Raw genomic sequence first — 26,602 nt, forward strand, 5'->3', positions numbered from 1 at the left:
ATCCATGGGGTTCGCGCCGAGACATTGAAAGAGTCACGCCCGTCGAAGCTGGCGCCAACTTGCGCGCCGGTTGTCTACTCATGTCCCGGACCACGAGGCGCCTTGTCGACGCCGGCTTCAGGAAGACGACGCCAAGCGATGTCAGTTGATTAAATGGACCGTGCCGGAACATTCTCGAGCAACGGCCCCAAGCCTTCGGCAAAGGTGAGATGGGTAATGACGGCATCGCGTAGCTTCGTGTAGGGGAGTTCAGCAAGTATCGCCGTCTGAACTGCCGCCATTACCTCACCAGCCTCGGCACCGATCATGGCGAAACCTAGAATCCGATCGTCATCAGCCGCCACAAGCGCCTTCATGTATCCCTCGACCTGGTCGGTCGCGAGTGTCCGCAGGACTCGGCGCATCGGCAGGGTTGCCACGCGAACAGGGATGCCTCGTGCGCGTGCTTCACTTTCCGACAAACCGACACGCGCAAGCGGCGGCTCCGTGAACATGACATAAGGAATAAGCCGATCGTCGGTCCTGCGATTCCCACCGGCCATATTGTCCCGCACGATGCGGAAATCATCGACCGAAACATGCGTGAATTGCGGGCTGCCGGCGGATTCGCCGATGGCCCAGACGCCGTGCGCCGTCGTCCGTAGCCCTTCATCAACCTGAATGAGACCCCGCGCAGTCAAAGCGATTCCGGCGATATCGAGACCAACATTCGCCGTATTGGGCACCCGCCCCGTCGCGACCAATAGATGGCTGCCTTCGATGCTCCGTTCTTCGGATTTCGTCTCCGTCTTTACGCTGACGGATGCGCCGCTGTGGCCATCCACACGAATAGGGTGAGCGTTCAGGAGGATGTCGATTCCCTCTTCCTTGAGGATTCTGCTGACCTCTTCAGCCAGATCGGGGTCCTCGCGGCTCATAAGTTGCGCACCAGGCTCGATGACCGTCACGCGGCTGCCAAATCGGCGATACGCTTGCGCCATTTCGATACCGACATAGCCACCGCCAAGCACGATTAGATGCGACGGTACCTCATCGAGTTCGAGCGCCTCGATGTGAGTGAGCGCGTTAGCCTCCTTCAGTCCGGGAATATCGGGCATGGCGGCGTGCGAGCCGAGATTGACAACGACCTCGGTTCCGACAAGCACGCGCGAGCCGCCCTCGTTGAGCGCGACCTCGATCGTCTTCGGGCCGACAAACCGGCCGCTTCCCATGATGAGTTCGGCACCTGTTTGTCTGTAAAGATCAAGATGGGCACGGATTTCGCGCTCCACCATGTCCTGCTTGCGGCCGCGCACGGTCGCCATGTCGGTTCTCACCGTTTCTGCAATGGTGCCGAACTTCGCCGCATTCCGAACCATATGGGCTACGTGCGCGCTCCAAATTTCGTTCTTGGACGGCAGGCATGCTACGGCGGGGCAAGAGCCGCCGACCCATCGGCGCTCGACGACCGCAACTCTTTTGCCGGACTGTCCCAGATGCCAGGCAAGGTGCTTGCCGCCTTGGCCGCTTCCAATGATGACGACGTCAAACGTTTCAGGCTGAGACATGGCTATTTCCTCTCTTCTGACCCCAGTAAGGCCTAAACGGTCCGGCGCTTATGTCGCTGCCGGAAACGATGGATCGGATCTGCCGCGCCTCGATCAGATCGACTTGACCTCGCCGCCATCCATGCGCAGCGTCGAGCCGGTCATCCAGCGCGCGGCGCGCGACACCAGGAAAGCCATCAATTCGGCAATCTCCTCCGGCTCACCATAGCGGGCGATGCCTGCCTCCTTCGGAAAGTTCTCTGTCGCCTCCTCAACCGTCATGTCGTGCACAGGCGCCCAGTGCTCGAGATAGGAACGCCGCCGATCGGTCATCACGGGGCCAGGGAGGACGCTATTGACTTGCACGCTGTCGGAGATGCCGCGATCAGAGAAGGCCTTCGCCAAGGCGACAATTGCGGCATTGATCGTGCCGACGGCGGCGTAAGGCGCCTTCGGGAACAACGCCGAATTGCCGGACATCAGCACCACCGAACCCTTCGCCGCTTTCAGGGAGGGCCAAGCCGCAATAGTGAGTCGCCGGGCGCCGTGAAGTTTCAGGGCGAGTCCAGCGTCCCACTGCGCATCGGTCATCTCGAACAAATCGATTTGCGGCACCGCGCCCGCGATGTTGATCAGAGCGTCGATGCGGCCAAAGGCGGCCAGCGTCTGCTCTACAATGCTCTGCGCGGCATGAGGCTCGGCCAGATCCGCATCGACCACGAGCGTCTCCGCGTCAGCCGCCCTGGCGGCACTCGCTGTCTCCTCCAGCTTGTCGAGATTCCGCGCAACCAGAACGACAGCCGAGAAGTCGCGCGCAAGGCGGATCGCGGTGGCACGGCCGATGCCCTGGCTGGCCCCTGTGACGATGGCAACCGACTTGGACATTCCTGGTCTCCTTCTTTAAGGGCGACTAAAGGGTACTAAATCACCGATCGAAAAACTCGCGGATTGCCGCCGCGATTTCCACAGCGTGGGTTTCCAGCGCGAAGTGCCCAGTGTCGAAGAACCGTACGACAGCATCTGGCATGTCGCGCTTGAACGCCTCGGCGCCCGGCGGCAGGAAGAATGGATCGTGTTTCCCCCACACCGCCAGAAAGGGCGGCTTGTGCGTCCGGAAATAAGTTTGAAAGGTCGGATAGAGCGCGACGTTGCTCTTGTAATCGCCGAACAGGTCGAGTTGCACCTCATCCGCGCCGGGCCGGGCTAGATAGAAGTTGTCGAGGGAATAGCCGTCTGGAGAGACGCGCGTCGTGTCGGGGACGCCGTGGGTATACTGCCAGAGAACCGCCTCGGGCTTCAGGAAGGCGCGCAAGGCCTCGCGGTTGGCCGCTGAGGCGTCCTGCCAATAGGCCCGGATCGGGTTCCAGCCGTCGCTGAGCCCTTCCTCATAGGCATTTCCATTCTGTGAGATGATCGCAGTGATGCGGTCCGGGTGCCGGACAGCGAGTCGAAAACCGGTCGGCGCGCCATAGTCGAACACATAGACGGCGTAGCGGTCGAAGCCGACGACCTCGGTAAAGCGGTCGATCGTCTCCGCGATCCGATCGAAGGTGCAGCCGCGGCCCGGCATGGTGGAGTTTCCGAAGCCCGGCAGATCGGGAGCAATAATGTGGAAGCGGTCGGCAAGGAGCGGAATGAGGTCGCGGAACATGTGGCCCGCGCTAGGGAAGCCGTGCAGCAGCAGCAGCTTCGGCGCGCCCGGCGCGCCCGCCTCGCGGTAGAAAATCTTGGAGCTGTCCACATCGGCAGTACGATAGGTGATGGCGGTCATAACATTTTCCTTTTGCCTCACGCTAACCTAGCGAATATACATCAAGGGGTTAGCAGTGAGATCGGCTAGGGCGGTTCATTGCTCGCTTTGAGTCATTCGCGGTTACTCGCGCGAACCGTTGCAATCGCGTCGCGGAGCACGTCCAGCACGACCGCTGGCGCGGTCACGATTGGCATGTGATCGACAGCATGCGAATGCGAACGGGCCTTCATACGCTCGGCCATGAAGCGCTGAGTAGCCTGAACGATCATGCGATCCTGTTCGGCCACCAGGAACCAGCTCGGCCGATCCTTCCACAGCGGCCGTTTTACGGCGACGGTGATGCAGGCGGGAGATATCGGCCGCTGGACGGCCGCAAGCACCGCCAATTCCTCCGCCGTCGCGTTTTGCGCGAAAGCAGCGCCGAAAGCTGTATCGGGCAGATAGATGAGACCGTGTTCGTCAGGCGCGAGCTTTGGGGCAAGAGGATGCGGATCGGTTCGGTAGAACACGTCCGCAACGGTCTCGCCTTCGTCAGGAGCCAAGGCTGCGACATAGACAAGCCCCCTCACCTTTTCGCTGCGCGTGGCGCCGATTACGGCGCCAGCATAGGCGTGGCCGGTGAGGACAACCGGCCCCTGGACGCGCTCCAGCGCGCGATCGAGAGCTGCGACATCGTCTTGGAACGAGGTCAGCGGCAAAGGTGCCGCGCTTACCGCGATACTATCGGCCGCCAATGGTCTGATTATTTTCGCCCAGCTCGATCCGTCGGCCCAGGCACCATGGACGAGCACAACACTGACATCATTCGAGGACATTCTTGCTCTCCTTCGAAGGGGACCGGAAGGCCCGTAACCATCTTAATGACAGTGAGAGGGTTACTGAAGTGGAGGTAACTTGTCAAGTGGCCCTGAAGAGGTTAGTCTTTGTTAGTGTTTTTGATGGCTGGTCGGCGCATAGAACGCTCACTTTAGCAGAGGGATTTATCATGGAGGCTCGGCCTCCCGCCATTTTCGTCGGCGACTCTCCTGGGCTGGATTTCCTGAATTCAATCGCGACACCGGTCGATACCGCGGTGGACTGGATCGATGACGGCGAGGGGTTTCTGAGCTGGCTCGAACAAGGCCAGTTGGTGCCGCGTGATGTGCTCCGGGACATGAGAACGAACGCCCTGCCCGGCGAACTCGACCGGGTCGCGGATCAGGCGCGGAGCCTGCGGGAATGGTTCAGAGGCTTCGTGCGTCAGCATAAGGGTAACCCATTGACGGTCGAGGCGCTCGAGGAGCTGGGGCCGCTGAACGGTCTCCTCGAACGTGATGAGACCTTCAGCCGGATCGTTCGGCCGCCGACTGCCCAAGGGGCTTTCGAGCTTCGAACCATTCGCCGGTGGCGTAACCCCAATGCGCTTTTGCTGCCTATCGGAGAAGCGCTTGCGGGGCTCGTCTGCTCGCAGGATTTTTCACATGTGAAGGCATGCGAGGGCCCAGCCTGCACGCTGTTGTTCGCCGACCATACTCGGGGCTACACGCGACGGTGGTGCAGCATGGCGCTATGCGGCAATCGTGCGAAGCAAGCAGCGCACCGACAGCGGTTGAAAGCGCATCAACATTAGCTCGGCCGCTTGATGCGCTGCTCATCGCCGCTCAGCGGCGCTATGGGGAACCTTTTCTCATCTGGGCAGTTCGCGGCCACTCTGCTCGCGGACGATGTATTCGGCGTACCAATCTGGCCAGTTGTCGTCGTGCTGGCCGGTCCGTTTCTCGTGTTCGCCATGCGCTGCCGCCGCACGCCGTAGCGCGGCCGCGAGTTCAGGCGATGACGTGAAAGTTGTGTCGCCTGTTTCCACGCGTCCGGGCAAGCGTTGGGTGATCTCCTGCAGCGACCAGCCGGTGCCGTCCGGATCGCTGAACGAGGCCCAGGAGGCGTAGCTGCGCCGCTCCGGATCGGGGCCGCTGACGCGGCGTCCGTCCGCCGCATAGTGATAGACTTCACTGATATCGACACCGCTACCGGCGAGTTCGGCGCGTGCTGCCTCGATGTCCGACACGATCAGATAGTTGGCCGCCGTAATTCCTGAGCCGAAGATGGCCGAACAGGGCGAGCCCGGCGGTGTGAACTGGAGAACCCGGAACCCCTCACCCGCGATATCGGCGTCGAGCCTCCAACCTAAGTCGCTGTAGAAGCGCTTGGTGCGGTCGACGTCCGCGACGACGGTCGCGATGGCCTCGAGCTTCAAGTCGATCTTCCGTGCTCTTGGGGTCTCGACTGCAGCTTCGCCCTGATTGTCAGTGATGCTCATGCCCAGCTCCTCACGTTTGGGCGTCTGCAAGATAGCGACACCCGTCTATGCTTGGAAAGATATTCGCGCAAACGCGGGCAAATCGCTTGTTAAATGTTACTTAAGATCGTCAGCTATGCCGAGAGCTGAGCCCGCGGCCTTTGTTGAAGCCTGCCACAGAGTCCCTCTCGTAAGTCTTTAGTCCCGCAGACGGGGAATGGCGGATCGCAGGTCATCAGACCACGGCTCCGACGCGTCGTCCCAGCAGCAACCGCAGGAGCCGCCCATCCACGATAGCCAAACCGATGCCGATCAACGCCATGCCGCCCAGCGTGCGAAGTCCAACGGGCTCGTCCAGCGCCAGCCACCCAAGCAACAAGGCGGTGACGGGCAACAGGAAAGTCACAAGCAACAAATTGGTCGCCCCGGCCGCGCTCAGTATTTGGAAATAAATTGCGTAGGCCACCACCGTGCAGAGCACAGCGATTCCAGCCATTGCTCCCCATGAGGCGGCCATCGGCATAGGCAGCCGCCACGGTTGGTCGACCAGCGCCACCAGCGGGATCAACACGAGGGAACTCCCGGTGATCTGCCCCGTTGCCACCTTCAAGGGCGCCAGACCTTTGAACCGGCGACCAAAGATACCGGCAAAGGCGTAGGATATGGCGCCAAGCAGGCAGGCAAGTTGCCCCACGAGATTGGTGTGTCCCAGGCTCGACAAAGCATCCGGCCCGACAAGTACCGCAACGCCGGCGGAGCCTAGTAGAATGCCGCCTCCCTTGGCGGGTGTCAGCTTCTCGTTCGCTGTTAGCCAATGGGCGAGCAGGATGGTGAACAACGGAGTTGTCGCATTCAGGATTGAGGCGATACCACTGGTTACGCGTGTTTCGCCAAAAGCGATGAGCGTAAAGGGAATGACGTTGTTGAGAATCCCCATAACGGTGAAAGACAGCCATAGTCTAGGCGAGGCTGGCATGAAATCGCGGCGAAGTATGAGCCACAAATTCATGATCACAGCCGCGATGCCGACGCGCGCGAGTACCACCGTCAGCGGCGGCAGCGTCTCGACCAATATTTTGTAGAAGAAAAAAGAACTCCCCCAGATCATCGCCAGGACGAATAACAATGCCCATTCGCGATTTCCCATTGTGGGTGGCATTCCTGTTCCCAAGTCGCGATCCGGCATTTCGCGGTCCTCTCAAGCACGGTTGAGCATATTGAGCTGGTCCGCTGAGGAGCCGCACTCCGCTTCTTGCTTCGATACCGAAAGGCGAACGAAGAAATGCCGCCCGAGGCTAAGCCGTTCGTTCCTATTTCGGAACCACAAACATCATTGGAGCCGATAACCCTTCCGTTTTTCAGATCTTGACAGGGCCGCCATTCGTCCGCATCACTTCACCACATGGTGAAGTTTCAAGAGATGCAGCTCGACCGCACTTTCGCCGCTCTGGTAGATCCCACGCGCCGGGCGATCCTGGCACGGCTTGAACGGGAGGAGAGCCTGTCCATCGGCGAGCTCGCGCGCCCCTTCGCGATCAAGCTGCCGGCGGTGATGAAGCATCTCGACGTGCTAGGAACGGCGGGGCTCATAACGAGAACAAAGACGGGACGCACCGTCGCTGTGCGCCTCGCGCCGAAACCCATGGAGGAGGCGATGAACTGGCTGCGCCGGTATGAACGCTTCTGGTCGGCAAGCCTCGACCGCCTCGCCGCCTATGCCGAGGCCGAGGAGGCAAAAGCAAAAGCCAGACCGGATAAGACTGAGGAGAACAAGACATGACGAGCCTGACCCTGGTGCGCCGGATAGCGGCCCGCCCCTCGATCGTTTTCGATGCTTTGACGACACCCGATGGCATTGCCCTCTGGTGGGGACCGGACGAAGGTCCCGTCCTGCTTGCCGAAACCGATGTCCGCGTCGGCGGCCGCTTTCGCGTGCGGTTCCGGATGCTGGACGGCAGCGAGCATGAGAGCAGCGGCGAATATATCGAAGTCGTCAAACCCAGCCGCCTGGTCATGACCTGGCGCTGGATTCACGAGGGCGAGCCCGATGAAGCGGGCCAAGAATCGCGCGTCGAAATCGACCTGCGCCCGGTCGATACTGGCTCCGAACTTACCTTCACCCATTCGCGCCTGCAGACCGAGGCGTCGCGGGCCAGCCACGAGGATGGCTGGAACGGCGCAATCGACAAGCTGGTGCGGCATTTCGCGGCGAGCGGGGGTCCTGAAACCTGAGATCGCCGGCCGAACGGCTCCCCTCAGCGTCAAGACAAACACCGAGACAGTGACATGAACCCTACCATTACTACCTTTGCCTGGGTCCCTGAATTCGCGCGCGGTTATGTTCGCGACATGCGCCCGCGCTGGGCCTTCGAGGAAGTCGGTCAGCCTTACGAGGTCGACTTGATCACCGATTCGAAATGCCCTGAGCATCGCCGGTTTCAGCCCTTCGGCCAGGTGCCGACCTATCGGGACGATGATGTCGCGATCTTCGAGTCTGGCGCGATCGTGTTGCGTATCGCCGAATGCGCCGGCAAGCTGATCCCCGTGGAACCCGCCGCGCGCATGCGCGCGCTGCAATGGGTGGCGGCGGCGCTTAACTCCGTCGAGCCCTACGTCATGGCGCTCGCAACCAATGATTTCTTCGAGGCGGATCACGATTGGTCCAAGGCACGCCACCATAAGGTAGCCGATGATCTGAAGACACGGCTCGCCGATCTGGAGGCGGCGCTCGGCGACAGGCTTTGGCTGGATGGGATCGAGTTCACGGTCGGTGACCTGATGATGATCTCCGTGTTGGGCGCGCTACGCGGCACCCCGGAACTTGCCAGCTTCCCGAAGCTCTCCGCGTATGTCACACGCGGAGAAAGCCGGCCGGCCCACAGGAAAGCGATGGCCGATCACATGGCAACCTTCGACGTGCCAGTTCCCGCCTGAATTCGCTGAAGCATAAAGGGAGAGCAACAAAAATGTATTTCCAGGGATTCGTGGTCCCCGTCCCAACAAAGAACAGGGATGCCTATCTCGCAATGTCGGGGAAGGTGGCGCCGGTCTTCGCAGAACTTGGCGCGTTGCGTACCGTCGAATGCTGGGGCAACGACGTGATGGACGGCAAAGTCACCGACTTCAAGAAAGCTGTCCAGGCGAAGGATGATGAGACGGTGGTGCTTGCCTGGGTCTTGTGGCCCGACAAACCGACATGCGACGCCGCCGCCGCGAAAATGATGGCCGATGAGCGCATGCGTCCGGCCGGTCCGATGCCGTTTGATGGCCAGCGGATGATTTATGCTGGGTTCGAGGCGACTTTCGACAGTGGTGACGGCGGCGAGTTCGGCTACGTCGATGGCATGGTCGCGAGTGTTCCAGATGGCAATCGCCAGGGCTTCGTCGCCCAAGTGACTAAGGCTGCCGAGTTGTTTCACGAGAAAGGCGCGCTGCGCCTGGTTGATGGCTGGGGCATCGATGTTCCCGCGGGCAAGGTGACGGACTTCAAGCGCGCAGTACAGGCGAAGGATGGTGAGACGGTCGTATTTGGCTGGATAGAATGGCCCGACAAACCGACACGTGACGCGGGCATGGGCGCACTGATGCAAGACCCCCGTATGCGCGAAATCCCCCCCGCGTGGAACGGCCAGCTCGCGATCTTCGGCGGCTTCACGCCGATCCTCGACACCGCTCACGCATAGGGAGAGCCGTCATGGCGAGTTTCGACATGACCCAAAGAAAGATCGCGCCCTGCTTGTGGTTCAATCATGGCGAGGCGCGCAAGGCAGCCGAGTTTTACGCCGCGACATTCCCCGACAGCTCGGTAAACGCTAGCCTTGCGGCGCCATCGGACTACCCTGATGGCAAGCAGGGGAACGAGTTAACCGTCGAGTTTACCGTGCTCGGTATGCCATTCGTCGGGCTCAACGGAGGCCCGCAGGTCAAGTTCGATTGGGCGGTCAGTTTTCAGGTCTATACGGACAGTCAGGAAGAAACCGACCGCTACTGGAACGCGATCGTCGAAAACGGCGGCGAAGAATCGCAATGCGGCTGGTGCAAGGACAAGTTCGGTCTGTCCTGGCAAATCGTGCCCCGAGCGCTGCTCAAGGCCATGACCGATCCTGACAAGGCGGCGGCGAAGCGCGCCATGGACGCGATGATGGGCATGAGGAAAATCGATATCGCCGCCATCGAGCGCGCGAAGACGGGAGCGTCTGCCTCGTGAGCCTGCAACTTTTCGGCCACCCCTTCTCGTCCTATACGATGAAAGCACTCATCGCGCTGTACGAGAACGATACGCCGTTCGAGTTTCGAATCCTCGATCCGGATCATCCGGAAAACATGGCCGAGCTGACGCGGCGCTGGCCGGTCGCGAGGTTTCCACTCCTCATCGATGGTGAGGCGACAGTCTTCGAAACCAGCGCGATCATCGAACATCTCGCGGCATTTCACCCCGGCCGGGTGCCGTTGATCCCGGCGGACGCGAAGGCCGCCATGCCGGTACGGATGCTCGATCGCGTATTCGACAGTCATGTGATGGGTCCAACGCAGACAATCGTCTTCAACGCGCGTCGCCCTGAAGACGTCCGCGATCCTCACGGCGTCACGGAGGCCCGACAGGCACTCGATACGATCTATGCCTGGCTTGACGAGACGCTTGCCGGGCGCGAGTGGGCCGCCGGTGATGCTTTCACGCTGGCCGACGCCGCCGCCGCGCCTTCCTTGTTCTACGCCGACTGGACGCATCCGATTGCAGATAATTGCAGCACGCTCAAAGCCTACCGCGCACGTCTGCTCGCGCGCCCCTCGTTTGCCCGCTGCATCGATGATGCTCGGCCTTTCCGGCCATACTTCCCCCTCGGCGCGCCCGATCGTGACTGAGACTGAGGAGAACAATCATGACCACCGAGAACCTCGAACTCTCCGTGAGCCGCCTGATCGACGCGCCCGTCGGTACCGTGTGGAAAATCGCCACCGAACGTATGCCGGAATGGTGGTGCCCCAAGCCTTGGACGGTCGAGATCGTCGAGCAGGATTGGCGCGCGGGAGGCCGCTCCGCCATGGTGATGCGCGGGCCGAATGGCGAGGAGATGCAGCATGAGGGCGTGTTCCTCGAGGTCTCTCCCGGCAAGCGCTTCGTCTTCACGGATGCGTTCACGGCGGGCTGGCATCCGCATGGTCCGTTCATGGTCGGCACCATGGAGTTCGCCGATGAGGGCGGAAAGACCCGCTACACCGGCAGCGCGCGCCACTGGACCAAGGAAAGCTACGAGCAGCACAAGGCGATGGGCTTCGAGCAGGGCTGGACCCTTGTCGCGGAGCAACTCGCCGCATTAGCCGAGACAAAGCCGCCGGCACGCTGACGAATTAGAGCCGGATGTCATTGGTGAACCGCGCTAATTCCACAACGTCATGCTCGGCGAAGGCCGAGCATCCACGCTTTAGCCTGCGTGACGTAGGTGAGGCGTGGATGGCACGGGGTGCCCCGCACGCCTTCGCGTGCCATGACGGAACTTTTGGTCACGGTTTAATACTAAGTCGTCATGCTCTAAGATCTGTTGAGGGTCACTGCTGCAAGTATAAGCGCCTTGAACGCATCCACGTCGATCTCATCGCCCTCACGCAGGTCTATCGCGCGCCTCGTGTTGCCTTCCAGGCTCGAGTTGAACAGCCCTGAAGGATCCGCCAGCGAGGCGCCCTTAGCGAAGGTCAGCTTCACGACGCTTTTGTAAGTTTCGCCCGTGCAGATTATCCCATCGTGAGACCACACCGGCACGCCTCGCCACTTCCATTCCTCGACCACCTCGGGGTCCGCTTGCTTGATGAGCGCGCGGATGTGGGAGAGCGTCTTGCCCCTCCAGTCGTTCAGCTCCTTGATCCTCGCATCGATCAGCCGAGACGGGGATTCACCCTTGGTTGTTGCGCTTTCTTTCATCTCGCTTGTCCTCCTTCCGTCTTCTAGCCTGCGGCCGGTAGGACGGGAAGGTTAGGCACAGGGTCGAGGAACGGTGAGGTCTTAGGAGCGAGAACCAGAGCTCCCGCCTCGCTCTTCAGTGGCGATCGCGGCTTCAATGATGTCGAGTGCAGCCGCCATCTGCGCCTCGGTTACGATAAGCGGCGGTGTCAGTGTGAGCACATTGCCCATCGTGGTCTTGAAGTTGAGCCCAGCGTCGAGGCAGCGATAGAGAACCGCCTCCGCGGTATCCGTCGCCGGCGCTTTGGTCTCCCGATCCTCGACCAAATCGATACCCAGCAGCAGACCACGGCCCCGCACGTCGCCGATTTGCGCATGGCGGGCCTTCATGCCCAGTAATCGCTCCAAGGCGAAGGCACCGACGCGGCGGGCGTTCTCCACCAACTCCTCGTCCTCGATGATCTCGATGGTCGTCAGGGCGGCGCGGGCGGTGACGGGGTTCTTCTCGTGCGTGTAATGGCCGAAGGCATAGGCTCCGGCGACATCCAGGTCCTCGCGGCACAACGCTGCCGCAATGGGCAGAATACCGCCGCCGAGCGCCTTGCCCATGACCAGGATATCGGGCGTCACCTCGTCATGGTCGCAGGCGAACATCCGCCCGGTTTTGCCGAGGCCCGTCGGGATCTCGTCGAAGATCAGCAGCGCGCCATGGGCATCGCAAGCATCACGCACCGCGCGCCAATAGCCGGGCGGCGGCAGATAAGGCACGGCGCGCGCGGGTTCAGCGATGACGGCGGCGACATCGCCCTCGCGTTCCAGCACGTAGCGCAGATAATTCGCGCAGGTCATGTGGCAGAGGCCGAGGTCGGGGGCGCCATCGCGATCCGGATAGCCATAGGGGCAGCGATAGCAGGCAAAGGGCGCGACATGCTCCGTCCCCGCCAGCAACGGCCCGATGGGACCGGAGCGGAACAGCTGCTCGCCGCCGACCGAAGCGGCACCGAAGCCTGCACCGTGGAAGGAATCCCAGAACGAGATCGTCTTGAAACGGCCGGTCGCGGCGCGCGCGACCTTGAGCGCGACCTCAACCGCATCCGAACCGCCTGTGGTGAAGAGCATCTTGGAAAGCCCGCCGGGAGCGATAGCCGCAAGCTTCTCAGCCAGCAACACGGCCGGCTCGCAGGTGAAGCGGCGCGGGGCGAAGGGGAGTTCGTCCATTTGCGCCGCGATGGCCGCTTTCAGCCTGGGGTGGCCATAACCGATGTGATGGACGTTGTTGCCGTGGAAATCCATGTAGCGGCGGCCCGCGACATCCTCGATCCAAATCCCCTCCGCGCGGCGGATCGCGTTGAGACAGGGCGAAGAAACGGATTGGTGCAGGAAATGCCGCGCATCGCGATCGAGCAGCGCCCGCGTCTCGCCCGCGATGTTCCGCGCCGCCCATCCCGCGCGCCGGGGCGAGTGGTTGACGTCGCCCTCCGAAGCGAGCGGACGTGCGTCCCCCTTCATAACGGCGGCGTCTCGCCCCGCCCGAGCCGCGCTTCGATCGCATCGAGCACCGGCAACAGATCGGCAACGCTGTCGATGACATAATGCGCGCCCGCGCCGCGAAGCTTGGCGGCGGCGGCATCACGCAGCCGGGCTTGCTCGCCAGGCGCCGCCGCTTCCCATTCCGGCAACGAGAGTCCAACGCAATTGCCGCTGACGGAGACGCCGACCGTCCAGCTGCCAGCGGCGATCCCCTCCGCGATGCCGGGCTCCGTGTCATCCACCTTCACCACGGCGGCCGGGGGATAGACGCCGAGATCGGCGAAGCAGCGATACATCATGAGCGGCGTCGGGCGCCCGTCGGCGAGGTCTCCGGCGCAGACAAGATTGTCAGGCACATAGCCTTGCGCCTCGGCCAGGGGCAGCAAGCGATCCATGATCGCGCGCACATAGCCGGTGGTGGAACCGATCCGCAGCCCGCGCGCCCGCGCCGCCTGCGCCATCGCCAAAGCGCCGGGAACGAGATCCGCATAGTCGGCGACAACATCGGTGTTGAGCGGCACGAAGACCGCGTAGACCGCATCGATCGCCGCATCATCCGGCAAGGCGCCGTGGGCGACGCGCCAGCGTTCGGCGATGTTGGGCTCCGCCATGAGGGCCGCGATATGCGCGCGCTTGGGCAGGCCCATCGGCACGCGCGCTTCGGCAACCGAGAGCGGAACGTCGAAACGCCGATAAGCCTCGACGAATGCACCCATCGGGGCGCGAGAGCCGAAGTCGATCATCGTGCCAGCCCAGTCGAAGATGACGGCCTTGAGCTGTGTCATGCGAAGATCTCCCCGATAACCTCTTCGGCGATGGCGAAGGATGTCGAGGCGCCGGTGCCGCTCGTCACCATGACCAGGCGGATATCGTCCTCCGGCCGGTCGATCAGCACGAGGTCGGACGCCGAGGCATAGGTGCCAATCCAGCGCTCCGTCACGTCGTAGCCGACACCTGGGAAGACCGCCTCAAATTCCTCCAACACACGCTGGTCGAGCGCCGTATCGGAGAAGGGGTCCATGGTGTCGCCATAGACATGCGTATCGCCAACAACCAAACTGCCATCCGCGGATCGCACGACGATCAAATGCACGCCGCCCGCGAGATGCGCCGGCTGCTCGCGCGCCAATACGTGGCGCAAGGCTTCGGCTTCCGGCAGTTCAGCGTAGCCGAGATAACGCGTGAGCGAGAGATCCGTCATCACCGCGCAGTTCAGCGGCAGTGGCGCATGGGGCCGCAGCCGCATCATCTGTAGTTTCGAGCGTCGCACGCCATGTTTGGCAATCCGCTCGGGAAAAAGGGTCGCGAGGTCGTCGCCGGGACAGACCACAATGCGGGCGGCTTCGATTGCTCCGGCCGTCGTGGCGAGGCGTCCGCGCTGCACATTATGAACCGCTGTCGCGCGCAGGAATGTAACGCCATGCGCTTCCTGCAACCAGGCCGCGAGGCGCGGTATTGCTTCACGACTTTCGACCCGCCTGTCATGCGGGCTCCAAAGCACAGTCTCGACAGTGCCGCGCAACCAGGGGAACCGCTCGCGTCCGTGCTCGGCACTCAGCAGCTCGCATTCCGCGCCCATTTCGGTTTCGCTGAAGGCGGCGAGCACCGACGCCGCCTCCGGCCGGCGCGCGACGACGGCGAGGCCTTGATGCAGGATGGTGATCCCTGCTTGCGGAGCCACTTCTTCCCACACGTCCCGCGAACGCATGGCGCGGCGCCAGCAGGCACCGGCTTGCTGACCCGTCACCGTTACAAATCCAAAATTGCGGATGGATGCACCGACCGCGTGATGGTCGCGATCGACCACGACGACACTGAGGCCCCGGCGCGCCGCCGCCAGCGCATGGGCGAGGCCGAGAATGCCGGCGCCGACGATCGCGACGTCATAGGTCATAGTCGCCTCACGCGAAGAACCACGCGGAACTAGCGGCTTAGGAAGGAAACAGTCAAATCCGAGATGTTTCAAAATGATGACATCTCTCGGAGTCACGGTTCGAACCATTGCGACCCATGGGACGGGTCTCATAGAGAGCGGGCAACAATCCAGCGGGAGTGCGCGCATCATGTCGACCGGAATTGGCGCCCTTGCTCGCCGCGGCGGGCTAGCGCTCGGCGTGGTTGCCTTGGCCTTGGCGACAACCAGCCTCTCCAGCCGCGCCCATGCCGCCGGTGTCGTGGTGCTTTATACCGCCGACGGGCTTGAGGATTTCTACAAAAGCGTATTGCCCGCGTTCGAGCGGCAAAACGGCGTGCGCGTGGAAACCGTGACGGCAGGCTCCGGCGAGGTCGTCAATCGCGCGACGATCGAGAAAGATAGCCCGAAGGCCGACGTCATCGTGACCTTGCCGCCCTTCGTGCAGAAGGCCGCGAACACGGACATCCTGACGCCCTATACCTCGCCCGCCGACGCCCATATTCCGGTAGCCTCTCGTGCCGCTGATGGCCGCTACCGCACCTTCGTCGATAACTACTTTTCCTTCGCGATCAATCCCGACACGGTGAAGACGCCTCCACAGAGCCTCGACGATCTGCTGAAGCCGGAATTCGCCGGCAAGATCGCCTATTCCAATCCGGCCACGGCGGGTGACGGCATGGCGGTCGTGCTGCTGTCCACTTCCTTGCTCGGCGAGGACCAAGGTTTCGCCTTCCTCAAGAAGCTTGAGCCTTCGGTAAAGTTCCACACAAAGGGCACCGGCTATCTCGATGTGTTGTTGAGCCGCCAGGAAATCTCGGCGGCTAACGGCGATCTGCAGATGGACCTCGCCGACGCAGCGGGCGGCGGGCTTTCGCTGCAACCAATCTTCCTCGCGGCGCATGACGGCGGCAAACCGACGACCTTCGCGCTGCCCTATGCGATAGGGCTCGTCACTCACGCGCCTCATGATGCCACGGGCCGCAAGCTCATCGACTACCTGCTCTCGGTTCCTGTGCAGGAGAAGGTCGCCGACGTTTACGGCTTGCCCGCGCGGGATGACGTGAAGCTGTCGGGCCCCAATGCCGCGACGGTCGAGAAGGCGACAGCCGGCGTGGTTCTGATCCCGGTCGATTGGGTCAAGGTTGCCGCCAACCAGGCGGCCTGGACGCAGCGCTGGAAGTCGGAAGTCATCGGCGGCGCCGACAAGCCGCTGGCGGTCGTGAAGCCGGCGACCTGACGCGGATGGCTCAACCGGCGGCTGGGGTCGAGATCGAGGGGCTGACTGTCCGCTTTGGCCCCAAGACTGTCTTGTCGGATCTCGACCTCGCCATCGCGCCCGGCGAATTCCTCACCGTCCTCGGCCGCAGCGGCTGCGGCAAGACGACGCTGCTGCGCTTCGTCGCGGGTTTCACCCAGGCGGCGAGCGGACGGCTACGGATCGGCGGAAAGGATCTGACCGCCGCGCCGCCGCATAAGCGCAACCTCGGCCTGCTGTTCCAGAACTACGCCTTGTTTCCGCATATGTCGGTCTTCGACAACGTCGCATTCGGCCTGACCGCGCGCGGGGTGGCGGCGGCTCAGATTCGCATGCGCGTCGAAGCGGCGCTGCGGCTCGTGCAGATGGAGGCCTCGCTGCGTCTGCCGCCGGCCTCCCTCTCGGGCGGCATGCAGCAACGCGTGGCGCTCGCCCGCGCGTTGGTCATCGAACCCGACGTGCTCCTGCTCGACGAACCGCTCAGCGCGCTCGACGCCAATCTGCGCGCGTCCGTCAGGACGGAGCTGAAAGCGCTGCACGAACGGCTGCCGCATCTCTCGATCATCTGCGTGACGCATGACCAGGAAGACGCGATGGTCCTGTCCGACCGAACGCTGCTGATGCGCGAGGGCAGGATCGCCCAGCTCGGCACGCCGCAAGAACTCTACGACAGCCCGAGGGATCGCTTCGTCGCGGGCTATTTCGGTGCCGCGAATTTCCTTCCGACCTCGCTCGTGCCCCGTATCAACGGCCATGCGGCGGATCACATGATCTGCCTGCGACCCGAACAGATGCGCCTGGCGCCGCTCGGTGGCGGAGTAATTGAAGGCACCGTCAGCAATATCGAATGGCGCGGCGCCTCCATCGCGCTCTCGGTCGTGCCCGATGGAGTGCCGGCGGATCCGATCCTCATAGCCCTGCCGCGTGGTGAGACGGTGCCCGAGCGGGGTGCCCGCACAGGCATCATCTTCCGCCATGAGGACGCCGTGCTTGTCGGCGTCTGACGCAGCCGCGATCACCGTGACCCGCGCCTCCACCTGGCGCTGGGGAGCATCATTAAACCTCGCGGCGGTCACCCTGCTGGTCCTGCTGCCCCTGATCTTCTACCCGTTGCTGCGCCTGCTACTGCTGAGCGTGACCGGAGACCACGGATTAAGCCTCGACGGGTTCACGAGTTTCTTCGGCGGCGGCACGGTCTGGAGCGTATTCGGCACCACGATGCTGATCGTGTTTTGCAGCGCCGGTCTGGCCTCCCTGCTGGGCATCGTATTGGCGGGACTATTGTTTTTCTTTCCAGTCCCCGGCACCGGCATTCTGGTGCGATTTCTCGAGCTCTTCGTCGCCTTTCCTTCGTTCCTGGTCGCCTTCTCGATGATCTTTCTCTACGGCAGCCAAGGCGCGATCAGCCTGGCGCTGATGCATGTATTCGGCCTGGCCCACCCGCCACTCAACTTCCTCTTTGGCTTCGGTGGCGTCGTGCTGGCGGAGGTCATGTTCTACACACCCTTCGTCGTGCGTCCGACAATGGCGTCGCTCTCACTCCTCGACCGCCGGCTGATGGAGGCCGCGAGCAGCCTGGGGGCGCCCCCGGCCATGGTGCTCCGGCGGATCGTCCTGCCGCTTGCGCTGCCCGGCATAGCCGCCGGCGTCATCCTTTGCACCTTGCTCACGCTCAACGAATTCGGCATTCCGCTGGTGCTCGGTAGCGTCAAGCTCGTGACCTTGCCGGTCGCGATCTACAGCGCCGCGACGGTCGACCTCAATCTTCACGCGGCCGCCGCTATGGCAGTCATCATGCTGGCGATCTCGCTCTGCCTGTACGGGCTCTATCGCCACCTCGCGGGCAGGCAGCTTCGTCTTGCTCGCTGACCGGACCCGCCATTGGCGGCTGCTCGCCGCGGCCATCGCGACACTGGCTTGTGCCTGGCTCTTCATCCTGCCGGTCGCGACCGTCTTGCTGTCGAGCTTCGCCAAGCGCTGGGGCGGCACCGTTCTCCCGACAACCCTCACGCTACGCTGGTTCGAACGCCTCGGCGCCGACGACTGGTCCGCTCTGGCGACAAGCCTCGAGGTCGCCGCGGCGGTTGCCGTGCTCGGCACTGTCCTTGGCCTCTGGCTGGCGCTGACACTTGAGGAACGAGGCCGAGAGCGTGGCGGCGCCTTGCTCGATCTGCTCGTCATGGTGCCCAATGGGATCCCAAGTGTCGTGCTCGGCCTGGGCATCCTCATCGCCTATCACGACGTGCCGCCCGGCTTCTCCGATTCCGGCCTGATCGTCGTGGCCGCGCAACTCGCGCTGGTATTGCCCTTCTGCTACCGCAGCGCCGCCTCTGCCCTTCGCCGCGAACTTGTCGTGCTGCGGGAAGCGGCGAGCAGCCTGGGCGCTCCGCCGGCGATGGTGCTGCGCCGGATCGTGCTGCCCCAGATGGCACCGGCCATCCGCTCCAGCCTCGCCATCGCCTTCGCCATCTCGATCGGCGAGCTGGGCGCCACGATGACGGTTTATCCGCCCGGCTTCGCGACGGCGCCTGTGCTTATACTGGGTGAGGTCGAGCGCGGCTACTACCTCCCCGCCTCCGCTCTGTCAGTGCTTCTCCTGGGCTGCGCCCTGCTCGTCCTCATCGGCATCGCCTTGCCCTGGGGCCGAGCTCTGGCGTGGTCACGCACTGGCCGCCCCTCCCCGGCCGCGAAGCTCGCAAGCCGGTAGCGTACGATGAGCAAGTGGTGAACTGGTACTAACCGGCACCGAGAGAACCGTCATGGCACGCGAAGGCGTGCGGGGCACCCCGTGCCATCCACGCCTTGCCTTTGTCGAGCAAGCGAAGGCGTGGATGCTCGGCCTTCGCCGAGCATGACGCGGTGGCATGAGCGCGGCTTAAAAAACGAGCCTGCCGGCGAGCACTCGGCCCGATCAGCCTGAATGAGTGCCGCCACGCCGTCTGGAAATCAGCCTCAGCCAAGGCGCCGAATGGAAGGCGCTCATCAGCACATACATCAGGACCATGCCGTTCAGCAGTGACGGGCCCGCCATGGCCGAGCAAAGCATCTGCGGCTGACCGCCGCCGAGAACACCGGTAAGCAGCGCCATGAGGGCGAAGGCGGGCGCGGCGGCGAGGCATAGCCAGTCGGCCAAACCGAACCCGGCCGCCTTGCCGCCTTCGCAAGCGGCCGCCTCGCACCGCGGAGCCGATCCGGCCCACGGGAACGCGAATGTCTCGGTCGAGTGTGTCGTCATCGCCGCTAACTCCCGGCTGTTGTCGCGAGTTAGACTGCCCCTGAGCTGTCGAGGCGCGGGAGTGACAAGTGTGGCGGGATTCGGTTGGACTCGCTGATCACGGCCGCCGCCCGCGCCCTCGCGGCAGGTGATCCCCTCGGGGCATTGAAACGAATCGCCCTGCGTGAGGACGCGCCCGCACTCGCCCTCCGAGGCATCGCAATGGCCCAGCTCGGCGATCTCGTTCGAGCAAAGGCCCTCCTCCGGCGTGCCGCCCGCGCCTTCAGCCCAAAAGAAGCTGTGGCCCGCGCAAGATGCGTCGTCGCCGAGGCCGAGATCGCTCTCGTGTCGCGCGACCTCGCCTGGCCCGCGAAGACGCTCGAGGCAGCGCGGGCGACGCTCGAGGCGAATGGCGACCGGGTGAACGCCGCGCATGCGCGAACTTTGGCGGTGCGCCGCCTGCTCCTGATCGGTCGCCTGGACGAGGCCGAGCGCATGCTCGCCGAACTCGACTCGACATCCCTGCCACCTGCGTCGAGGGTCGCCCACGAACTCGTTGTCGCCGGGATCGCGATGCGGCGCCTGCGGACGAAAGCCGCGCGCGCGGCGCTCGTACGCGCCGAGCAGGCGGCAATCGAGGCCGGCATTCCCGCGCTGACGGCGGAGGTCGAAAGCGCATCGCTCGTGATGAGGACGACCGCGGCACGCCTGATCGCGAAAGGCGCGGAACGGCCACTTCTGCTTGAGGAGGTCGAAGCACTGCTGGCGTCGGAGGCTCTCGTCGTGGACGCCTGCCGCTATGTCGTGTGTGACGCCCGCTCGACGGTCTCGCTCGCGACACGCCCCATCTTGTTCACGCTCGCTCGGGCATTGGGAGAAGCCTGGCCCGGAGACGCACCAAGGAACGCGCTCATCGCACGCGCCTTCCACTCAAAGCACCCCGATGAAACCCACCGCGCCCGGCTGCGGGTTGAGGTCGGGCGGCTTCGGGAAGCGCTTCGGACGCTGGCGGAGGTCAACGCGACGAAGGAAGGCTTCACACTGACGCCGTATCGCGCCACGCAGGAAATCGTCGTATTGGCGCCGCCCGTCGAGGAGCCGCATGCGGCGGTCCTCGCTTTCCTCTCCGATGGCGAGTCCTGGTCGAGCTCGGCGCTGGCGATCGCGCTCGGCGTCAGCGCGCGCACAGTGCAACGGGCGCTCGATGCGCTTGCGGGCACCGGCAAGGTGCAGTCCTTTGGCGGCGGTCGCGCGCGCCGCTGGATGACCCCGCCGATGCCGGGCTTCCCGACAATCTTGTTACTCCCCGGCCCCCTGCCGAGTAGCTAGTTTGACCGCATGAAACGATCCGCAGCCGAAATCCTCCGCGAGTATGGCCCTTTTCCGGGAACCGATAGGGTGAACGGCGTCACCTTTGACGGTCAGCACATCTGGTTCGCCGCTGGGGACACGCTCAAAGCGGTAGATCCGGTGAGCGGCGAGGCGGTTCGGTCGCTCGATGTCGCTGCACATGCCGGAACCGCCTTCGACGGCGAACATCTCTTCCAGATCGCTGAGGATCGCATCCAGAAGATTGATCCGAAGACCGGTCAGGTGCTCGCCACCATCCCGGCGCCTGGCGAAGGCAGCGATTCAGGACTTGCCTGGGCCGAAGGAACACTTTGGGTGGGCCAGCCCAGGGAACGGAAGATCCACGAAATCGATCCCGAGACCGGGGCAATTCTTCGCACCATCAAATCCAACCGCATCGTCACCGGTGTCACGTGGATCGACGGCGAGCTCTGGCACGGGACCTGGGAGGGCGAGGAGAGCGAATTGCGGCAGATCAATCCTCAGACGGGAGAGGTTCTGGAAAGTCTCGAGATGCCGCAGGGCACTGGCGTCTCCGGGCTCGAATCCGATGGCGGCGATCGGTTTTTCTGCGGCGGCGGAAGCAGCGGAAAGGTCCGGGCCGTCCGCCGGCCGAGCGCAGGCTCCACGACGGCCAGCCGCTCCACGGAAAAGTAGTCAGGCGTCAAAGCTGTTACCCCAGGGCGCGGTATAGCTCACGCTCAAAGCCACCCAGGACGTTCAAGCTACGCGCATCGCCAAATGGCAAAATCTGAGTGAGGAACAGCGCGGCGAGTTCTCGGCTTGGATCCAGCCAGAAATAGCAGTTGGCGAGGCCGCCCCACGCAACACTGCCCGCACTGCGACCATTGGGTCCAGGCTTATGCGTAATCATGCCGCTCAAGCCCCATCCCTTCGGCATGCCCGGATAAAGTTCGAAATCATTCGACAATGTAGGCTGCGCGGTCCGCATCGGGTTGACCAGAAGTTCGCTGATCTGATTCTCACCCATGAGTTTCACAGTTGCTGGGCTCAAAATCTCGATCGAACCAACTCGCCCTTCATTGAGGAATAGCGACAGGAAACGGAAAAACTCCGGTGCGGTGCCGTAAAGGCCTCCGCCACCCGCCTCGTATTCGCCAGGGCGGCTGGAGCGGCTGGTGGACTCGGTCGGCCGGAGAGTTCCGTCCTGTTCACGTTGATAGACTGATGACAGGCGGCCGGCATGCTGAGGCAGGATACCGAAACCCGTGTCGTGCATACCCAAAGGCTGGAAGATATTGTCGTGGAGATAGCTGCCCAACGTCATGCCGGTGACGGCTTCGATCACCTTGCCTGTCCATTCGAGTCCAATGCTGTACCGCCATTGTTCACCGGGCTCGGAGAGAAGTGGCATGTTGAGAGACGCGTTGGTTCGACTTGCTAGACCCGGAGTTCCGGTCATCGCCTGATAGCGAAGGAGAGGCGCATCCCAGATTTCGTGGCCAAGCCCCGATGTGTGACTGAGCAAACGCCGCAGCGTGATCTGTTGCCGCGCCGAGCGAAGGATCGGCGCGCCATCCTCCGCAAACGCCTCCAGCACCTGCGGCTTCGCCAGATGCGGCAGGACCCGGCCGATCGGCTCATCCAGATCCAGTATTCCGCGTTCGACAAGCTGCATCGCGGCAACGGCGGTCACGGTCTTGGTGAGAGAGGCGAGCATGAAAACATCGTCGATGGCCGACTCTCTGCCGGTCTCGCGGTCGCGCCAGCCGAAAGCGCCCTGGTACAGCAATGAGTCAGCCGTACCAGCCATGGCGACACCGCCGACCAAGTCGCCATTCGCAATGGCGGCACGAAAAAGTTGGTCCAGCGAATGTCCGAGCTGATCGATGGAAATACCTTCGATCGGTGAATGCGAGATGGCCATCCCGAGAATCTCCCTTCAATTATTTTTCTTGCCTGGGCGCAGACGACTAACTCGACATCAGATCTTCCGTCGACTGGCTTAACCTCCGAAGCACGCTAGAGCAGGATGTGTCTGGTTTGAACCATCCTCATTTTACCTCGTCGGTCACGGCAGTACTGAATCATCACGCGCTAGGAGGAGGGTTTGAAGTAAGGCGTGCCGTCCTTATGCACGAAACGCCCGTCGGCATTGGTGCTCATCATATCGATGTCGGAGCATATAGTAATGTCGGCCGGCGAGCGTGTGCCAACCTCGAGATAGACTGCCGTCATGCTCGCTCTATTGACCATGTGATGGCCGTTGCCGGAGCCCTTCGGAAAGGCCGCGCAGTCTCCTGCGGCAAGCACTGTCTCGCCGTCATCTTCGATCAACGTCAGCTCGCCTTCCAGGACATAGAGAAATTCATCCTCATGCGAATGCCAATGTCGCTGGCTCGACCAGTTGCCGGGTGGCAGGCGCATGAGATTGACGCCGAAATCCGTCAGCCCGCCAGCATCGCCCAGCCGCTGCCGCACGCGAGCGGCACAGACTGCGTCGAATGGCGGCGGGTACCCTGAGCCTTTCCGCTTCGCCACCTCGCTGATTTCAATTTTAGGCATGGCAATCTTCCCACAATCGGTAACCAAGCTTATGCTTGGTCAAAGCATAGCCCGATCTTGTGAAATTCTCAGAGCCCTGCCTAGCAATATCGGCAAACGACCGCTTTGCACCAAAAGCGGCGAAGGACCGTCAGATGGGACGGATTGCCGCATTCGCGTATGACCACGTCAACCCGATGCGGAAAGGCCCCTCGTCATGGCGTCCGAGACCCAGCGCTCTCCTCAATCCTATCCCGACGCCCCATCAACGATGATGGCCTGCCGCGTGCATCGCTTCGGCCCCCCTGAGGTCATGGCACTCGAACAAGTCGAAACACCAACTCCCGGTGCGGGGCAGGTTCTCGTTCGAGTACAGGCCGCCGGGGTGGGGCCTTGGGATGGTTGGATCCGAGCCGGCGAAAGTGTGCTGCCGCAACCCCTGCCGCTGACGTTGGGGTCCGATCTATCCGGCATCATCCAGGCGGTCGGGCCGGATGTCGTGACACTTCAACCTGGAGATGCTGTCTTCGGCGTCACGAATGCGCAGTTCACCGGCGCCTATGCGGAATACGCCCTCGCGTCCGTCTCAATGATCACGCACCGCCCGGCCACTCTAGCGGCTATCGATGCAGCCTCCGTCCCGGTGGTCGCCGTCACGGCACAACAGGCGATCGAGCGGGCAGGCACCATCGCTAACCGCAAGGTGCTCATTCATGGCGGCGCCGGCAGCGTGGGCGCCTATGCGGTCCAACTTGCCCGTCGTGCCGGCGCCCAGGTGATCGCAACCGCCGGGACCAACGATCTCGGCCACGTTCGGGGACTCGGCGCCACTGAGGTCGTCGACTATCGTTTGGGTCGCTTTGAGGACGTCGCAAGCGAAGTCGATGTGGTGCTGGACTTCGTTGGCGGCGAGGCTCAGCGGCGCTCCTTTGAGGTATTGCGATCAGGCGGCACGTTGATTTCAGCGGTCTCGGACCCCGACCAAACCCTAGCTCAACGGCGCGGCGTGACGGCGGGATTCTTCCTGGTCGAGGTTACCACCGAGCGTCTGTCGTCGCTCTCGGCGCTGATTGAATTGGGGCAGCTGTCCATGAATATCGGCACGGTCCTGCCCCTCGCTGAGGCGCGGGCGGCGCATGAAATCCTGGAGGGCACGCGCCCCCGTATCCGTGGCAAAATCGTCCTGCAAGTTGGTGAGTAGTAGGCCGCCTCTTGTCAGCCACCTCTCCTCCGACCTGGGCTTGAGCCGTGTTCAAATAGCTGAAGGTATGTATTGAACCGATCCTGCCTCCACCAAATTTCCTGCCGACAAGCCAGCGAGCCTGGCTTTGCGGGGGGAACATGTTCAATCGAGAAGAGATCCGCCACTTGATGGCGGCCCAGGTCGAACTGCCCGTTGAGCGCTTAACGGATCAGGCCCGGCTCGCTGAAGATCTCAACCTCGACAGTTTCGAGAGACTGACCCTTCACATGGCGATGGAAATGGAATGCCAGGCCGAGTTCGAGCCAGACGACAGTGTCATCACCACGGTGGGCCGCATGCTCGACGCGATAGAGGCGGCAAATGCCCGGACGGCAGTACACTCGGTTCCATCGGCAACGGTTACGCCGCTGAGGCAGGCCTAGCTGCGGTGTTCGGCGGTCCCGTGGCTTGACCGACGCTATCGCCGGGCGAGCAGCTGGTCGGCTTGCTCCGGTGTGAGATAGCCGGTGCGCGGCGCCGGTATCGTGCGTTGATAAGCACGAATGACCTTGCGGGTTCTCTCCCCGGGAATCCCGTCAACGTCTCCAATCCAGTAGCCGCGCCTGGCAAGCGCCTCCTGAACCCTTATCCATTTCGCCCGAGAGCTTCCGTGTCCCTGGGGCACCGGCGCGGCCTGGGCCACGTTGACTGTGATCTGACGCGGTATGGCTGCCTTAAGCTGGTCCAGAGATGTCGCGATCGCGGTCAACTGCGGGACGATGCTGGGTGCAGGCGCGGGAGGCTGAACCGCCGGAACTTCCGGTGTGCGGCTCGCCTGAATTAACGTCGCTGCTTGTTGGTCAACGCGAGCACTCACGGAATCAATTCGGTCTTGCAGCGCCCTGACCTGAGTTGTGGTGGTATTGCCACCTCCCCCATGCCAAGCAATGACTGCCAGAGCGAAGAAGACCAGAGCAAGCACGCCAGTCAGGGATTGAACGCCAAGGAGCCAGCCAAAAGGCCTGGTTGACCAGGGTGCCCCTCGCCGGTCCGCAGGCTGCTGCCCACGCCGATAGGCTGTTCCAATTGCCAGAAGACCCGTTGCGACGCTCACGACCGTCAGGACGGTCGAGACGACCAGGAACAGAAGGGTTTCCGTGAACCCGGAACTAATGGAGGACCGAAACAGGAGGATGAACGCAGCAAGTGCTACAAAAAACGCGCCGCCGACGCCGATCAGGCTTTTCGCGGCATCGACGGCGATCAGAACTGCGACGCGCGCGTCATCCGGCTGACCGCGCAGGAATGCCTTGAGGTTCGCGATATATCCGTAGGGATCGTTGACCCCAAGTGCTTCGGGATCGTTTTCAACAACCCTTACGGCTTCAGGAAAGGAGAGAGCCATCGGCGACCAGTCCCTTACACCAACTAACGAACTGTCTGCGCTACCGTGTTGATCCGGCGAAAGATCGCAGCCTAACTGTGAGTAATTCGAAACGCAACCCAAAGAACTACTACGCCGAAAGAGTTATGCTCGACAGAATAACATCCAAAAGGCGTAGGTCTGAGCGAGGTTAGTGCTGCGATTCGCCAGAAGGATTGCCAAATGATCCGTTAAGTAGGCTGGCCCGCAAACCGCTCTTCGGTTTCACGTCCCGGCAGATCGGGCCCGCAATCGGCCCATGGCAGGCGGCTTTCAACGCCATAATGATGGTCCGGCTTGAAAGCCGATGGGTCGTCGAGGCTGCCAACGGTCATGGAACGCACTGGCTCCGCATCGGTCTCAATAAAAAGCGGCGAGCCGCACGCAGCGCAAAAGCCACGTGTCGCGATGGGTGACGATCGATAAATGGTCGGCGCGCCTCTCGTCCAGGTCATGGTACTCCGAGGCACCTCGAACAGCATCGCGTAACCGCCACCGGTCGCTTTGCGGCACATCGAACAATGGCAATAGCTGCCGTCAATGACGGAAGCGTTCAGCGTCGTATCGTCGCCCGTTGCAATCTCGTAGCGCACCGCTCCACATAAGCAGCCGCCTCTTAAGCTCGCCGCCATCGATACCTCCCGGCCGATCGTCGCGCTTGAAACCACAATCCTGACTTTACTGTACCGATCTACGTTTTTGTAAATCTCCACAGGCCAGACTCTCTCCGCACTCTAATTGTCAGGAGCCGCGACGATGGTCTGCGTATGGCGTCAC

31 protein-coding genes are annotated in these 26,602 nt (G+C 62.7%); 16 read left to right on the top strand and 15 right to left on the bottom strand.

Annotation, left to right across the window (positions count from 1 at the left end):
* Positions 1-149 precede the first annotated feature (149 nt).
* The 4 genes from GSQ92_RS01920 to GSQ92_RS01935 form a co-directional block, all read right to left on the bottom strand.
* Positions 150-1,547 carry an NAD(P)/FAD-dependent oxidoreductase gene (locus tag GSQ92_RS01920; RefSeq protein WP_158804172.1) on the bottom strand — a complete coding sequence of 466 codons (1,398 nt, stop codon included), beginning with the start codon at positions 1,545-1,547 and terminating at the stop codon, positions 150-152.
* 93 nt (positions 1,548-1,640) lie between these two features.
* Entirely contained in the window at positions 1,641-2,411 is a 771-nt protein-coding gene (locus GSQ92_RS01925; RefSeq protein ID WP_159012901.1) for an SDR family oxidoreductase, read from the bottom strand.
* A 40-nt stretch (positions 2,412-2,451) separates the two neighbouring features.
* On the bottom strand, positions 2,452-3,297 hold the full coding sequence (locus GSQ92_RS01930) for an alpha/beta fold hydrolase (protein WP_158804170.1): 846 nt from the start codon (positions 3,295-3,297) through the stop codon (positions 2,452-2,454).
* A gap of 92 nt (positions 3,298-3,389) precedes the next feature.
* The gene (locus GSQ92_RS01935) at positions 3,390-4,094 is read right to left on the bottom strand and encodes an alpha/beta fold hydrolase (RefSeq protein WP_159012902.1); all 705 of its coding nucleotides are present in this window, start codon (positions 4,092-4,094) and stop codon (positions 3,390-3,392) included.
* 170 nt (positions 4,095-4,264) lie between these two features.
* On the opposite strand from GSQ92_RS01935, the gene GSQ92_RS01940 reads away from it, so the two are divergent.
* Complete coding sequence (locus tag GSQ92_RS01940) at positions 4,265-4,888, top strand: CGNR zinc finger domain-containing protein (RefSeq protein WP_159012903.1); 624 nt, start codon at positions 4,265-4,267, stop codon at positions 4,886-4,888.
* A 57-nt stretch (positions 4,889-4,945) separates the two neighbouring features.
* Here GSQ92_RS01940 and GSQ92_RS01945 read toward each other — a convergent pair whose 3' ends face one another.
* Complete coding sequence (locus GSQ92_RS01945) at positions 4,946-5,575, bottom strand: VOC family protein (RefSeq protein WP_158804167.1); 630 nt, start codon at positions 5,573-5,575, stop codon at positions 4,946-4,948.
* Between the two features lie 214 nt (positions 5,576-5,789).
* On the bottom strand, positions 5,790-6,740 hold the full coding sequence (locus GSQ92_RS01950; RefSeq protein WP_254066539.1) for a DMT family transporter: 951 nt from the start codon (positions 6,738-6,740) through the stop codon (positions 5,790-5,792).
* 234 nt (positions 6,741-6,974) lie between these two features.
* On the opposite strand from GSQ92_RS01950, the gene GSQ92_RS01955 reads away from it, so the two are divergent.
* Genes GSQ92_RS01955 through GSQ92_RS01985 form a run of 7 tightly spaced genes read left to right on the top strand, consistent with a single transcriptional unit; the run spans position 6,975 to position 10,899 of the window.
* Positions 6,975-7,334 (top strand): helix-turn-helix transcriptional regulator, encoded by a 360-nt coding sequence (locus tag GSQ92_RS01955; RefSeq protein WP_254066540.1) that lies wholly within the window; start codon positions 6,975-6,977, stop codon positions 7,332-7,334.
* Complete coding sequence (locus tag GSQ92_RS01960) at positions 7,331-7,786, top strand: SRPBCC domain-containing protein (protein WP_159012904.1); 456 nt, start codon at positions 7,331-7,333, stop codon at positions 7,784-7,786. The genes GSQ92_RS01955 and GSQ92_RS01960 overlap by 4 nt, the downstream gene beginning before the upstream one ends.
* A 54-nt stretch (positions 7,787-7,840) precedes the next feature.
* Positions 7,841-8,488, top strand: coding sequence for a glutathione S-transferase family protein (locus GSQ92_RS01965; protein ID WP_158804164.1), 648 nt, complete (start codon positions 7,841-7,843; stop codon positions 8,486-8,488).
* 32 nt (positions 8,489-8,520) lie between these two features.
* Positions 8,521-9,237 carry a DUF1428 domain-containing protein gene (locus GSQ92_RS30725; protein ID WP_158804163.1) on the top strand — a complete coding sequence of 239 codons (717 nt, stop codon included), beginning with the start codon at positions 8,521-8,523 and terminating at the stop codon, positions 9,235-9,237.
* Between the two features lie 11 nt (positions 9,238-9,248).
* Positions 9,249-9,761, top strand: coding sequence for a VOC family protein (locus GSQ92_RS01975; RefSeq protein ID WP_254065749.1), 513 nt, complete (start codon positions 9,249-9,251; stop codon positions 9,759-9,761).
* On the top strand, positions 9,758-10,417 hold the full coding sequence (locus GSQ92_RS01980) for a glutathione S-transferase family protein (RefSeq protein ID WP_216850291.1): 660 nt from the start codon (positions 9,758-9,760) through the stop codon (positions 10,415-10,417). Before GSQ92_RS01975 ends, GSQ92_RS01980 begins: the two co-directional genes overlap by 4 nt.
* A gap of 17 nt (positions 10,418-10,434) precedes the next feature.
* Complete coding sequence (locus GSQ92_RS01985; RefSeq protein WP_158804162.1) at positions 10,435-10,899, top strand: SRPBCC family protein; 465 nt, start codon at positions 10,435-10,437, stop codon at positions 10,897-10,899.
* Between the two features lie 185 nt (positions 10,900-11,084).
* Here GSQ92_RS01985 and GSQ92_RS01990 read toward each other — a convergent pair whose 3' ends face one another.
* The 4 genes from GSQ92_RS01990 to GSQ92_RS02005 form a co-directional block, all read right to left on the bottom strand.
* Positions 11,085-11,471 (bottom strand): DUF1801 domain-containing protein, encoded by a 387-nt coding sequence (locus GSQ92_RS01990; protein WP_159012905.1) that lies wholly within the window; start codon positions 11,469-11,471, stop codon positions 11,085-11,087.
* Positions 11,472-11,552: 81 nt separating this feature from the next.
* Positions 11,553-12,959 (bottom strand): aspartate aminotransferase family protein, encoded by a 1,407-nt coding sequence (locus GSQ92_RS01995; RefSeq protein WP_159012906.1) that lies wholly within the window; start codon positions 12,957-12,959, stop codon positions 11,553-11,555.
* Positions 12,956-13,765, bottom strand: coding sequence for a phosphonoacetaldehyde hydrolase (phnX, locus tag GSQ92_RS02000; protein ID WP_159012907.1), 810 nt, complete (start codon positions 13,763-13,765; stop codon positions 12,956-12,958). The genes GSQ92_RS01995 and phnX overlap by 4 nt, the downstream gene beginning before the upstream one ends.
* The gene (locus tag GSQ92_RS02005; RefSeq protein ID WP_159012908.1) at positions 13,762-14,874 is read right to left on the bottom strand and encodes a TIGR03364 family FAD-dependent oxidoreductase; all 1,113 of its coding nucleotides are present in this window, start codon (positions 14,872-14,874) and stop codon (positions 13,762-13,764) included. The genes phnX and GSQ92_RS02005 overlap by 4 nt, the downstream gene beginning before the upstream one ends.
* Positions 14,875-15,043: 169 nt before the next feature.
* Here GSQ92_RS02005 and phnS point away from each other — a divergent pair, with 169 nt between their 5' ends.
* From phnS to GSQ92_RS02025, 4 genes are read left to right on the top strand one after another with little or no spacing between them, the layout of a single operon-like run.
* The gene (gene phnS / locus GSQ92_RS02010; protein WP_159012909.1) at positions 15,044-16,132 is read left to right on the top strand and encodes a 2-aminoethylphosphonate ABC transporter substrate-binding protein; all 1,089 of its coding nucleotides are present in this window, start codon (positions 15,044-15,046) and stop codon (positions 16,130-16,132) included.
* A gap of 5 nt (positions 16,133-16,137) precedes the next feature.
* Positions 16,138-17,154, top strand: coding sequence for an ABC transporter ATP-binding protein (locus GSQ92_RS02015; RefSeq protein WP_159012910.1), 1,017 nt, complete (start codon positions 16,138-16,140; stop codon positions 17,152-17,154).
* Positions 17,141-18,019: a 2-aminoethylphosphonate ABC transporter permease subunit gene (phnU, locus tag GSQ92_RS02020; protein WP_216850289.1), complete on the top strand. Its 879-nt coding sequence runs from the start codon at positions 17,141-17,143 to the stop codon at positions 18,017-18,019. Before GSQ92_RS02015 ends, phnU begins: the two co-directional genes overlap by 14 nt.
* Positions 18,009-18,857 carry an ABC transporter permease subunit gene (locus GSQ92_RS02025; protein ID WP_216856717.1) on the top strand — a complete coding sequence of 283 codons (849 nt, stop codon included), beginning with the start codon at positions 18,009-18,011 and terminating at the stop codon, positions 18,855-18,857. The genes phnU and GSQ92_RS02025 overlap by 11 nt, the downstream gene beginning before the upstream one ends.
* Before the next feature lie 204 nt (positions 18,858-19,061).
* Here GSQ92_RS02025 and GSQ92_RS02030 read toward each other — a convergent pair whose 3' ends face one another.
* On the bottom strand, positions 19,062-19,385 hold the full coding sequence (locus tag GSQ92_RS02030) for a hypothetical protein (RefSeq protein WP_216850286.1): 324 nt from the start codon (positions 19,383-19,385) through the stop codon (positions 19,062-19,064).
* Positions 19,386-19,469: 84 nt separating this feature from the next.
* Between GSQ92_RS02030 and GSQ92_RS02035 the strand changes: the two genes are divergently transcribed.
* Together GSQ92_RS02035 and GSQ92_RS02040 are read left to right on the top strand one after the other, a co-directional pair.
* Positions 19,470-20,693 carry a helix-turn-helix domain-containing protein gene (locus tag GSQ92_RS02035; RefSeq protein ID WP_159012911.1) on the top strand — a complete coding sequence of 408 codons (1,224 nt, stop codon included), beginning with the start codon at positions 19,470-19,472 and terminating at the stop codon, positions 20,691-20,693.
* A gap of 69 nt (positions 20,694-20,762) precedes the next feature.
* Complete coding sequence (locus tag GSQ92_RS02040; protein ID WP_254065748.1) at positions 20,763-21,371, top strand: DUF5074 domain-containing protein; 609 nt, start codon at positions 20,763-20,765, stop codon at positions 21,369-21,371.
* A gap of 16 nt (positions 21,372-21,387) precedes the next feature.
* Here GSQ92_RS02040 and GSQ92_RS02045 read toward each other — a convergent pair whose 3' ends face one another.
* Complete coding sequence (locus GSQ92_RS02045; RefSeq protein ID WP_159012912.1) at positions 21,388-22,602, bottom strand: serine hydrolase; 1,215 nt, start codon at positions 22,600-22,602, stop codon at positions 21,388-21,390.
* Positions 22,603-22,772: 170 nt separating this feature from the next.
* Positions 22,773-23,240 carry a cupin domain-containing protein gene (locus GSQ92_RS02050; protein ID WP_158804151.1) on the bottom strand — a complete coding sequence of 156 codons (468 nt, stop codon included), beginning with the start codon at positions 23,238-23,240 and terminating at the stop codon, positions 22,773-22,775.
* 196 nt (positions 23,241-23,436) lie between these two features.
* Between GSQ92_RS02050 and GSQ92_RS02055 the strand changes: the two genes are divergently transcribed.
* Positions 23,437-24,420, top strand: a complete 984-nt coding sequence (locus tag GSQ92_RS02055; protein WP_216856718.1) for an NADP-dependent oxidoreductase — start codon at positions 23,437-23,439, stop codon at positions 24,418-24,420.
* Positions 24,421-24,560: 140 nt separating this feature from the next.
* Positions 24,561-24,845, top strand: a complete 285-nt coding sequence (locus tag GSQ92_RS02060) for an acyl carrier protein (RefSeq protein WP_158804150.1) — start codon at positions 24,561-24,563, stop codon at positions 24,843-24,845.
* A 35-nt stretch (positions 24,846-24,880) separates the two neighbouring features.
* On the opposite strand, the gene GSQ92_RS02065 is transcribed toward GSQ92_RS02060, so the two are convergent.
* Both GSQ92_RS02065 and GSQ92_RS02070 read right to left on the bottom strand, forming a co-directional pair.
* A complete protein-coding gene (locus GSQ92_RS02065; RefSeq protein WP_158804149.1) occupies positions 24,881-25,807 on the bottom strand; it encodes a peptidoglycan-binding protein in 927 nt (308 codons plus the stop codon).
* A 209-nt stretch (positions 25,808-26,016) separates the two neighbouring features.
* The gene (locus GSQ92_RS02070; protein WP_216856719.1) at positions 26,017-26,538 is read right to left on the bottom strand and encodes a GFA family protein; all 522 of its coding nucleotides are present in this window, start codon (positions 26,536-26,538) and stop codon (positions 26,017-26,019) included.
* Positions 26,539-26,602: the final 64 nt, after the last annotated feature.

The sequence above is a fragment of the Acidisoma sp. S159 genome, assembly GCF_009766125.1.
Taxonomy (GTDB): Bacteria; Pseudomonadota; Alphaproteobacteria; order Acetobacterales; family Acetobacteraceae; genus Acidisoma.

Bases quoted from the DNA above. Each gene is read 5' to 3' on its own strand.
- GSQ92_RS01920 (WP_158804172.1), bottom strand. From the start codon at position 1,547: ATGTCTCAGCCTGAAACGTTTGACGTCGTCATCATTGGAAGCGGCCAA.
- GSQ92_RS01925 (WP_159012901.1), bottom strand. From the start codon at position 2,411: ATGTCCAAGTCGGTTGCCATCGTCACAGGGGCCAGCCAGGGCATCGGC.
- GSQ92_RS01930 (WP_158804170.1), bottom strand. From the start codon at position 3,297: ATGACCGCCATCACCTATCGTACTGCCGATGTGGACAGCTCCAAGATT.
- GSQ92_RS01935 (WP_159012902.1), bottom strand. From the start codon at position 4,094: ATGTCCTCGAATGATGTCAGTGTTGTGCTCGTCCATGGTGCCTGGGCC.
- GSQ92_RS01940 (WP_159012903.1), top strand. From the start codon at position 4,265: ATGGAGGCTCGGCCTCCCGCCATTTTCGTCGGCGACTCTCCTGGGCTG.
- GSQ92_RS01945 (WP_158804167.1), bottom strand. From the start codon at position 5,575: ATGAGCATCACTGACAATCAGGGCGAAGCTGCAGTCGAGACCCCAAGA.
- GSQ92_RS01950 (WP_254066539.1), bottom strand. From the start codon at position 6,740: ATGCCGGATCGCGACTTGGGAACAGGAATGCCACCCACAATGGGAAAT.
- GSQ92_RS01955 (WP_254066540.1), top strand. From the start codon at position 6,975: ATGCAGCTCGACCGCACTTTCGCCGCTCTGGTAGATCCCACGCGCCGG.
- GSQ92_RS01960 (WP_159012904.1), top strand. From the start codon at position 7,331: ATGACGAGCCTGACCCTGGTGCGCCGGATAGCGGCCCGCCCCTCGATC.
- GSQ92_RS01965 (WP_158804164.1), top strand. From the start codon at position 7,841: ATGAACCCTACCATTACTACCTTTGCCTGGGTCCCTGAATTCGCGCGC.
- GSQ92_RS30725 (WP_158804163.1), top strand. From the start codon at position 8,521: ATGTATTTCCAGGGATTCGTGGTCCCCGTCCCAACAAAGAACAGGGAT.
- GSQ92_RS01975 (WP_254065749.1), top strand. From the start codon at position 9,249: ATGGCGAGTTTCGACATGACCCAAAGAAAGATCGCGCCCTGCTTGTGG.
- GSQ92_RS01985 (WP_158804162.1), top strand. From the start codon at position 10,435: ATGACCACCGAGAACCTCGAACTCTCCGTGAGCCGCCTGATCGACGCG.
- GSQ92_RS01990 (WP_159012905.1), bottom strand. From the start codon at position 11,471: ATGAAAGAAAGCGCAACAACCAAGGGTGAATCCCCGTCTCGGCTGATC.
- GSQ92_RS01995 (WP_159012906.1), bottom strand. From the start codon at position 12,959: ATGAAGGGGGACGCACGTCCGCTCGCTTCGGAGGGCGACGTCAACCAC.
- phnX (WP_159012907.1), bottom strand. From the start codon at position 13,765: ATGACACAGCTCAAGGCCGTCATCTTCGACTGGGCTGGCACGATGATC.
- GSQ92_RS02005 (WP_159012908.1), bottom strand. From the start codon at position 14,874: ATGACCTATGACGTCGCGATCGTCGGCGCCGGCATTCTCGGCCTCGCC.
- phnS (WP_159012909.1), top strand. From the start codon at position 15,044: ATGTCGACCGGAATTGGCGCCCTTGCTCGCCGCGGCGGGCTAGCGCTC.
- GSQ92_RS02015 (WP_159012910.1), top strand. From the start codon at position 16,138: ATGGCTCAACCGGCGGCTGGGGTCGAGATCGAGGGGCTGACTGTCCGC.
- GSQ92_RS02030 (WP_216850286.1), bottom strand. From the start codon at position 19,385: ATGACGACACACTCGACCGAGACATTCGCGTTCCCGTGGGCCGGATCG.
- GSQ92_RS02045 (WP_159012912.1), bottom strand. From the start codon at position 22,602: ATGGCCATCTCGCATTCACCGATCGAAGGTATTTCCATCGATCAGCTC.
- GSQ92_RS02050 (WP_158804151.1), bottom strand. From the start codon at position 23,240: ATGCCTAAAATTGAAATCAGCGAGGTGGCGAAGCGGAAAGGCTCAGGG.
- GSQ92_RS02055 (WP_216856718.1), top strand. From the start codon at position 23,437: ATGGCGTCCGAGACCCAGCGCTCTCCTCAATCCTATCCCGACGCCCCA.
- GSQ92_RS02060 (WP_158804150.1), top strand. From the start codon at position 24,561: ATGTTCAATCGAGAAGAGATCCGCCACTTGATGGCGGCCCAGGTCGAA.
- GSQ92_RS02065 (WP_158804149.1), bottom strand. From the start codon at position 25,807: ATGGCTCTCTCCTTTCCTGAAGCCGTAAGGGTTGTTGAAAACGATCCC.